The 385-nt window shown below is 38.7% G+C and carries 1 protein-coding gene; it reads right to left on the bottom strand.

All coding sequences use genetic code 11. The annotated features are described in order from the left end of the window. On the bottom strand, nucleotides 1–385 hold a 385-nt coding region (locus DXD68_RS14370), incomplete at both ends, for a hypothetical protein (RefSeq protein WP_158585890.1).

Below are 385 nucleotides of genomic sequence, written 5' to 3'. Positions count from 1 at the left end.
CAGTTGCGATAGCGTCGTTGGCTGTAGGATCACCCTGTTCGTCTTCGTTCATGTTGAAAACGTCACCATCTTCGATCTTATCTACAACAACTACAACACCATTCATCCATTTAACATAGCCTAACTCATTTTCTTCATTGACTTCAGCTTCTTTTACACCCGGCAATCTCTTATAGTTTGCTGTTTCAATACGGAATGACTTAGCATCTGTATCTACATAACGGAATGCAAACTTAGCCTGGTTATAATCTTCAGTACCTACCATCAATGTATCGTTTGTGCTAGCGATAATCAAAGAATCTTCGATATGTTTAGCCTGAACGAAACCTAAACGATAGAACTTTTCAGTGTTGATATACGGGTTATTGTCTTTATGCTTGTTAGC

It is taken from the genome of Parabacteroides sp. TM07-1AC (assembly GCF_003480915.1).
GTDB lineage: Bacteria > Bacteroidota > Bacteroidia > Bacteroidales > Tannerellaceae > Parabacteroides > Parabacteroides chongii.
Note: the sequence above shows the minus strand (reverse complement) of the source record. Positions and strands in the feature narration are given on the sequence as shown.